The organism is Phytoactinopolyspora endophytica (assembly GCF_004138495.1).
Taxonomy (GTDB): Bacteria; Actinomycetota; Actinomycetes; order Jiangellales; family Jiangellaceae; genus Phytoactinopolyspora; species Phytoactinopolyspora endophytica.
This window is the reverse complement of sequence record NZ_ML142852.1, coordinates 444314-444574: the sequence shown is the minus strand read 5'-3', so window position 1 is coordinate 444574 and position 261 is coordinate 444314.

Here is a 261-nt window from a genome sequence, read left to right as displayed (position 1 = left end):
ATGTGCCGCCTGCTGCGGACCAAAGAATCAGGTCCGCAGCAGGCGTGCGGCTAGACTAGCCGTCAATTGTGATGGACGCACTAGCCGAGCTGCCAACCGAGTAGCCAGTGGTCGGTTCGATGGTGAACGTAGCCGTACGCGGGCCTGGTGCGTCAGCGTTATCGGATCGCGTACCGATGCATACATGCTCACTCGTCGCTCCAGGCGGGATTACGACCATCTGCCCGGAACCGTCGGTGTCGAGTTTATCAATCGCACTGC